The organism is Pseudorhodoplanes sp., from assembly GCF_035565795.1.
Classification (GTDB): Bacteria; Pseudomonadota; Alphaproteobacteria; order Rhizobiales; family Xanthobacteraceae; genus Pseudorhodoplanes.
Genome location: NZ_DATMRV010000055.1, coordinates 1 through 8,023 on the forward strand (window position 1 = coordinate 1; position 8,023 = coordinate 8,023).

Annotated in this window: 5 protein-coding genes; 3 read left to right on the forward strand and 2 right to left on the reverse strand. The window is 65.4% G+C overall.

From position 1 onward, the window contains the following. Together VNZ93_RS06000 and VNZ93_RS06005 are read left to right on the forward strand one after the other, a co-directional pair. Positions 1-1,216: GGDEF domain-containing protein (locus VNZ93_RS06000; RefSeq protein ID WP_325701491.1), on the forward strand; the 1,216-nt coding region annotated here is incomplete at its 5' end. Between the two features lie 69 nt (positions 1,217-1,285). Next, entirely contained in the window at positions 1,286-1,945 is a 660-nt protein-coding gene (locus VNZ93_RS06005; protein WP_325701494.1) for a DsbA family oxidoreductase, read from the forward strand. A gap of 127 nt (positions 1,946-2,072) precedes the next feature. Here the strand turns inward: VNZ93_RS06005 and mfd are convergent, their stop codons facing one another. Both mfd and VNZ93_RS06015 read right to left on the reverse strand, forming a co-directional pair. Then, complete coding sequence (mfd, locus tag VNZ93_RS06010) at positions 2,073-5,582, reverse strand: transcription-repair coupling factor (protein WP_325701497.1); 3,510 nt, start codon at positions 5,580-5,582, stop codon at positions 2,073-2,075. Next, positions 5,582-5,869: a succinate dehydrogenase assembly factor 2 gene (locus VNZ93_RS06015; RefSeq protein ID WP_325701500.1), complete on the reverse strand. Its 288-nt coding sequence runs from the start codon at positions 5,867-5,869 to the stop codon at positions 5,582-5,584. The genes mfd and VNZ93_RS06015 overlap by 1 nt, the downstream gene beginning before the upstream one ends. Before the next feature lie 154 nt (positions 5,870-6,023). Between VNZ93_RS06015 and recG the strand changes: the two genes are divergently transcribed. Then, on the forward strand, positions 6,024-8,023 hold a 2,000-nt coding region (recG, locus tag VNZ93_RS06020), incomplete at its 3' end, for an ATP-dependent DNA helicase RecG (protein WP_325701503.1).

The window sequence follows — 8,023 nt, forward strand, 5'->3', positions numbered from 1 at the left end:
ACCGTCTCCGGATTTGATCGCAGCTATCTCCGAAGCCGGGGCCTTCCCGGTGATCGAAGCGTCATGCGCGCAAGCGAGCGACGCGATTGCAGCCGTCGATCCGTGCGCGATCATTCTCGCTGACGCGCGCGCCGCAAACGATCACGGCCTCGGCGAAAGCCTGACCCGCATCGTGACCCGCAGGGCTCCCATCATCCCCGTTGTCGCCTGCGGTGCAACCGAACACGTCCTGCCCTATCGCGAAGCGCTTGCGATGCCAGGCGATGCGACGCCGGATGCTGTCGCCGCGCGGCTGTCTTCGGTCCTGCGCGTGCGCGCGCTCCATGCCAGCGTGCTGCGCCGCGCCGAAGCGGCGCGCTCGGCCGGTCAGCCCATTCCAACGTCCCCCGTCAGCGATCCGCTCGAGGACGCAACCGTCATCCTTGTCGGCCGCGGCCGTACCTTTCCGGGCCTGTCGGTCGCGCTCGGCGAACAGACCGGCCTGATCGGCGTCCTCACCATTGAAGCGGCCGCACGCTATCTCAAGTCGCGTGATATCGATGGACTTGTGATCGGCGACGGCTTCGTCCCGCACAATGTCGACGCACTCCTCACCGTGATTGCCGAGGACTCGCGCTTTCGCGATCTTCCGGTCGGCGTAATCGGCCGGCTGATCGACGTCGACACACGCAGGCTCCCCCATCTCGTTGCGGCGCACGAGCCGCAATGCCTCGTTTCGCGGATTCTCCCGCTGGTCCGGTTGCACGCCTTCGAAGCGCGGCTGCGCCGCACGCTCGATGCGTTCGTAAAGGACGGAGTGATCGATCCCGCGACCGGACTGATGAACGAGCACGCTTTCGTCGCCGAACTCGAGCGCGTCATGCATGACGCGAGCCGCCGCTCCGGCGGCCTGTCGGTGGCGCGCCTCATGTTCGATACCGGTGTCGAAGCGCGGACACTGAACGATGCCGCCCGCGTCATCGCCAAGCTCGTGCGCGGGGCCGATTTCGCCTGCCGCGACCATGACGGCTCTATCCTCATCGCCTTCGTCGATACGGCGGCCCGTCAGGCCCAGATCGTGGCGAAGCGGCTGGTCGGCGTCCTGCGAAATACCACTCTGCCCGGTGGCCGGGGCCGGTCGGTCGCCCCCGACGTCGCACTGACCGCGTGGCGATCCTCGGACACGGCGGAAAGCCTGCTCGCCCGGATCACGCCATCCACGGTTGCGGCGGAATAGCCGTCGGCCTACATCTTGCGGCACAGGCGCGGGCACCGCGCATTCGCACGCCAACAAGGCAGGTTTTCCATGACTGATCCGGTTCGCGTCGACGTCGTGTCCGACGTTGTCTGCCCGTGGTGCTTCATCGGCAAGAAGCGTCTCGAACAGGCGATCGCCCTCAATCCGGATGTCCCGGTCGAGGTGCATTACCACCCCTATTTCCTCAACGACTGGATCCCGCCGGAGGGCATCTCCCGGGAGCAATATCTCACGACAAAATTCGGATCGCCCGAACGCTACAAGGAGATCGCGACGCGCGTCTCGGCCGCGGCGGCGCAGGACGGCCTGCTCTACGCCATCGACAAGGTGAGCCGCCAGCCCAACACCACGGACTGCCATCGCCTGATCCACTGGGCCGACCAGATCGGCAAAGCGCCGCAGATGAAGCAGCGACTGATGGAGCTTTATTTCTCCGAAGGCGCCGATCTGTCGGACAAGGAGGTGCTGGTGAAGGCTGCCGCCGATATCGGCCTCGATGCCGATGAGGTCACAAAGAAGCTCGCATCGGACGATGACCTCGCCATCGTCTCGCAGCGCGTCGAGCAGGCCAAGTCCGCCGGCATCCAGGGCGTGCCGTTCTTCATTTTCGACAATGCCTATGCGGTCTCCGGCGCGCAGGCGCCCGAGCAGCTGGCCGGCGTCATTCGCAAGGTTGCCGACGAGCGAAAGCAGAAGGCGGCGGGATAGCCTCGCCGCCTCTACAAACTCCCGCATATCCCCGCAAAGGCGAGAATCCAGTAATTGTGCGAGGCCTCACTAGAAGTCGCGCTGGGTCCCCGCCTGCGCGGGGACGAGCGGACGGTTTGGTGCTCTGCTAAGCCGCCTTCTTGCCTTCCGCGATCTTCACGAGGTTACGCAGGATCTTTGTCGTACCGAGTAGCCGTTGCACCGGCTTCGGCCAATCGTCCAGGAACACGACCTTCATGTCCGGACGAACCTTGGCGATCGGCGCCTGGCTCGTGATGTAACGCATCAGGCCTTCCGGATTGGCGAAGCTGTTGTCGCGGAATTGCAGCACCGCACCTTTCTGGCCAGTGTCGATGCGCTCGACATTCGCGCGCTTCGACAGGAGCTTGATGACGACGATCTGCATGAGGTGCTTGACCTCTTCCGGCAACGGACCGAAACGGTCGACCAGCTCCGCGGCAAAGCCTTCGATCTCCTGTTCGCTCTCGACCGTCGCGATGCGGCGATAAAGTCCGAGCCGCACTGAGAGATCGGCGACATAATCCTCCGGAATGAGCACCGGCGTGCCCACCGTAATCTGCGGCGACCACTGATCCGCCACCGGTTCGGCGATGCCGGCCTTGAGCGCGGTGACCGCCTCTTCCAGCATTTGCTGATAGAGCTCGAAGCCGACTTCCTTGATGTGACCGGACTGCTCCTCGCCGAGGAGATTACCCGCACCGCGAATGTCGAGATCGTGCGAGGCGAGCTGGAAACCCGCCCCCAGCGTGTCGAGCGATTGCAGCACCTTGAGCCGGCGCTCCGCCTGCGCGGTGATGCGCTTCTCGGACGGCAGGGTCAACAACGCATAGGCTCGGATCTTGGAGCGTCCGACGCGCCCGCGAAGCTGATAGAGCTGCGCCAATCCGAAGCGGTCGGCACGATGCACGATCAGTGTATTCGCCGTCGGGATGTCGAGCCCGGACTCGACGATGGTCGTCGAGATCAGCACGTCGAACTTGCCGTCGTAGAAAGCCGACATGATGTCTTCCAGAGCGGTCGCCGGCATCTGGCCATGCGCAACCGCGACCTTCACCTCCGGCACGGTCTTGTCGAAGAACTCCTTGGCGCCCGCGAGATCCTCAATGCGCGGGCAGACATAGAAGGATTGCCCGCCACGATAGCGCTCGCGCAGAATCGCCTCGCGGACCACGATCGGATCGAACGGCGATACGAAGGTCCGGACCGCCAGCCGGTCGACAGGCGGAGACGCGATCAGCGACAGGTCGCGCACGCCGGTCAAAGCAAGTTGCAGGGTGCGCGGGATCGGTGTCGCCGTCAGCGTGAGCATATGGACTTCGGCGCGCAGCGTCTTCAGCTTTTCCTTGTGCGCCACACCGAAATGCTGCTCCTCGTCGACGATGACGAGCGCCAGATCCTTGAACTTCACATTCTTGCCGAGCAGCGCGTGCGTGCCGACGACGATGTCGAGCTTGCCTTCGGCGAGATCCTTGCGGGTCTGCGCGGCCTCAGCCGGCGTGACCAGCCGCGACGCCTGACCGATCTTGATCGGGAAACCGCGGAAGCGCTCGGTAAAGGTTTTGTAATGCTGGCGGGCCAGCAGCGTGGTCGGCACGACAACGGCAACCTGCTTGCCGGCCATCGCCGCGACGAAGGCGGCGCGCAGCGCCACTTCGGTCTTGCCAAAACCGACGTCGCCGCAAACGAGGCGATCCATCGGGCGTCCCGATCCGAGGTCATCCAGCGCGGCGTCGATCGCGTTCTGCTGGTCCTCGGTCTCTTCATACGGGAAGCCGGCGCAGAATTCGTCGTACATGCCAGCAGGGACAGTGAGTCTCGGTGCTTCGCGCAGCTTTCGCTCTGCGGCCACTTTCATCAGCTCATGCGCAATTTCGCGGATGCGGTTCTTCATCCGCGCCTTGCGCGTCTGCCAGGCAGTGCCTCCGAGGCGGTCGAGATCGACCTCGAGGTCTTCCGACCCGTAGCGCGACAGCAGCTCGATATTCTCCACCGGCAGATAAAGCTTGTCGCCGCCGGCATAGTGCAGTTCGAGGCAGTCATGCGGTGCGCCCGCGGCCTCGATGGTCGCGAGCCCGACAAACCGGCCGATACCGTGATCGACATGCACGACAAGATCGCCGGCCGACAGGCTCGTCGCCTCGGCGATGAAGTTCTCGGCTTTCTTTGAAGCGCGTCGCGGCCGCACCAGGCGGTCGCCCAGGATGTCCTGCTCACCGATGACCGCGGCCTGTGCCGTCTCGAAACCGGACTCAAGCCCAAGCACCGCGAGCGCCACATCGGTCTTCGGCCGCGACAGCGCTTCCTGCCACGAGGCGACATTGGCGAGATTGGCGAGCCCGTGATCGCGCAGCACGTGGCTCATGCGATCGCGCGCGCCATCGCTCCACAATGCGACGATGACCTGTTTGCCCCCGCGCTGCAGGCCCGCAACATGCTGCACGACAGCGTCGAAGACATTGGCGTTGGGCTCGGCACGTTCGGCGGCGAAATTGTGCCCCTGTCTCGTCCCGATATCGAAAACCGACGCGCCCTCGCCCTCCGGCACGGCGAACGGCGTCATGCGTGCGACCTTCATGCGCGCCAGTTGGGCGCGCCATTCGTCCTCGGCAAAATACAGGCGCTGCGGCGGCAGCGGCTTGTAAGGGACACCACCAGCACCTTCGGGCACGTTCTTGCGCGCGTCGTAATAGTCGACGATCTGCGTGATCCGCTCATGCGCGGCATCATCGGCCAGCGGCTCGAGCACGACCGGCGTGCGATCAAGATAGTCGAACAGGGTGTCGAGATGACTATGGAACAGCGGCAGCCAATGCTCCATGCCGGGATACCTTCGGCCCTCGCTGACCGCCTCATAGAGCTGATCGTCGCGGGTCGCGGCGCCGAATGCTTCGACATAGCCGAGCCGGAATTTCCGGATCGTCTCCGTCGTCAGCTGGAATTCCGCCACCGGCACGAGATCGAGCGCGCGCAGATCGTATTGCGTGCGCTGCGTCTCCGGATCGAACGCGCGGATGGTCTCGATCTGGTCGCCGAAGAAATCGAGCCGCACCGGCTCGCCCATTCCCGGTGCAAACATGTCGAGGATGCCGCCCCGCACCGCGTAGTCGCCGGGCTCGCGCACCGTCGAGGCGCGGGTATAGCCGTTGAGTTCGAGCCAGCTGGCGACGCGCTCCATCGGCATGACATTGCCGGGCGCGGCCGAGAGCGATTGCCCCATCACCAGCGTCCGCGGCGGCACGCGCTGGAGGATGGCGTTGATGGTCGTCAGGACGACCGCCGGCTTGTCGCGCGCCTCGACATTGGCGAGGCGGGACAGCGTGGTCATGCGCTGGGCCAATACGCCGGCGTGCGGCGACACGCGGTCATAGGGCAGACAATCCCAGGCCGGGAATTCCAGCCGCTCGATTTCGGGAGCGAAAAAGGCGAGCCCGCGCGCCAGCGCCGCCATGCGCGGTCCGTCGCGGCAGATCACGAGCAGGCTGACGGCGGGGGGCTCGCGGCCGGCCGCAATCGCGCGGGCCATATCCGCGACCACCATGCCTTCGGCGCCATCGGCAACGCCGGACAGCGTCAACGGCTTGCCGCTCTTGAGCAGTTCAGCAGGCGAGTGCGGCATTAGCGGCCGCTCCCATTATGGAAGCGCACGATGCGATCGAGCAGGTCCGAACGGTACTCGTCCGGGATGGTCAATTCCCCGCTCACCCACGCGTAAAGATCGTGGTCGGGCACATCGAGCAGCCGCTCATAGGTGTCGAGATCGCGGTCAGACAGATCGGCAATATGCACATCGGCGAAACGGCCGAACAGCAGATCGGTTTCACGGATGCCCCGATGCCAGGAGCGGAACAGCAGCCGCCGCTGCCGCTCGTTCAATCCTTCGCTCGATCGTGTCGACCCGGTCATTCCGAAATCCTGCAAACGCCAAAAGCCCGGACGGGCCGGGCGGGCGTATATAGGCACGATCGCGCCGCCTGAAAACCGGTTTTCAGGTGAGCATCGCGCTGAGGACAACCGCCGCAGGAGCCCCGTCGGCCCGGCTTGTGATACTGCTTCCCCCATGCGGCCCGCTCTGCTCGATCCATTATTCGCGGCGATCACCACGCTTCCCAGCATCGGCCCGAAGCTCGAAAAGCTGTATCGCCGCCTGCTCGGCCGCGACGACGAACCGCGAATCGTCGATTTGCTGTTCCACCTGCCGGCGGGCGCCATCGACCGCAGGGCGCGCCCCAAGCTCCGCGAGGTCGAACCCGGCGCGGTCGTCACGGTGAAGGTCACGGTGGACCGGCATCGCCCCGCCCCGCCCGGCCGCGACCGCGCCCCGCACCTGATCTATGCGAGCGACGAGACCGGCGACCTGGTCATTACCTATTTCCGTGCGCGCAGGGACTATCTCGAAAAGCTCTTCCCGGTCGGCGAGACCCGTTACGTGTCGGGCACGACGGCGTTCTACGACGGCATGCTGCAGATGGTGCATCCCGATCGCGTGGTCGACGAAAAGGGTCTCGCCGCGCTGCCGATGATCGAGCCGGTCTATCCGCTCACCGAAGGCATCACCGCGAACATGATCGTGAAGGCGATGGACGGCGCACTCGCCAAGCTCCCGGCCTTGCCGGAATGGCAGGATGCGGCCTTCCTGGCCAGGAACGGCTTTCCGGCCTTCACCGACGCGCTCCATACGGTGCACCGGCCGCGCGAACTGGACGACATGGCGCCCGAAGGCGCAGCCCGGACGCGCCTCGCCTATGACGAACTGCTCGCAAGCCAGCTCGCGCTTGGCCTGATGCGCGCGCATAACCGGAAACGCGCTGGCCGCGCCCATGCCGGCGACGGCCATCTGCGCCGCGCCATCATCGCGGCACTCCCCTATTCACTCACGCTGTCACAGCATCGCGCACTCGACGCCATCGTCGCCGACCTCGGCAAGCCGGAGCGCATGGTCCGCCTCCTGCAGGGTGATGTCGGCTCCGGCAAGACCGTGGTGGCGCTGCTCGCAGCCGCAGCCGTGATCGAGAGCGGCCGGCAGGCCGCGCTGATGGCGCCGACCGAAATCCTCGCGCGTCAGCATTTCAACACCATCGCTCCGCTCGCCGAGGCCGTGAACATCCGTGCGGCGATCCTGACCGGCCGCGAACGTGGCAAGGAGCGCGCCGCGCTGCTCGACAAGCTGGCCGCAGGCGACATCCACATGCTGGTCGGCACCCATGCCCTGTTTCAGGATGACGTGGCATTCCGCGATCTCGCGCTCGCGATCGTGGACGAGCAGCACAGATTCGGGGTGCACCAGCGGCTCGCGCTCGTGAACAAGGGCGAAGCGGTCGACATGCTTGTCACGACCGCGACCCCGATCCCGCGCACTCTGGTGCTGACCTATTTCGGCGACATGGACATCTCGGAATTGCGTGAGAAGCCGGCCGGCCGTCAGCCGGTCGACACCCGCACCATTCCGCTCGAGCGCTTGTCCGAGGTGGTCGACGCCGTCGGCCGCGCGCTGCAGGACGGTCAGCGCGTCTATTGGGTCTGTCCGCTGGTCGAGGAATCCGAAACGAGTGACCTCGCAGCCGCAGAAGATCGCTTCAAGGCGCTGCGCAAGCGCTTCGGAACCGCTGTCGACCTCGTACACGGACAGATGAGCGGCTCGGAAAAAGACGAAGCGATGCGGCGCTTCTCCATTGGCGAAACGAAGCTTCTGGTCTCGACCACGGTCATCGAGGTCGGCGTCGACGTACCGGAAGCAACCGTCATGGTCATCGAGCATGCCGAGCGCTTCGGCCTCGCCCAGCTTCATCAGCTGCGCGGACGCATCGGGCGCGGGCACGGCAAGTCGACGTGTCTCCTCCTCTACCGGGCGCCGCTCGGCGACACTGCCAAGGCGCGCCTCGCCATCATGCGCGAAACCGAGGACGGCTTCCGCATTGCCGAGGAAGATTTGAAACTGCGCGGCGAAGGCGACGTGCTCGGTACGCGCCAGAGCGGCATGCCGTCCTTTCGGCTCGCCTCGTCCGAAGTGCACGGACACCTTCTGCCGGCGGCACGCGACGACGCGCGCTTGATCCTCAC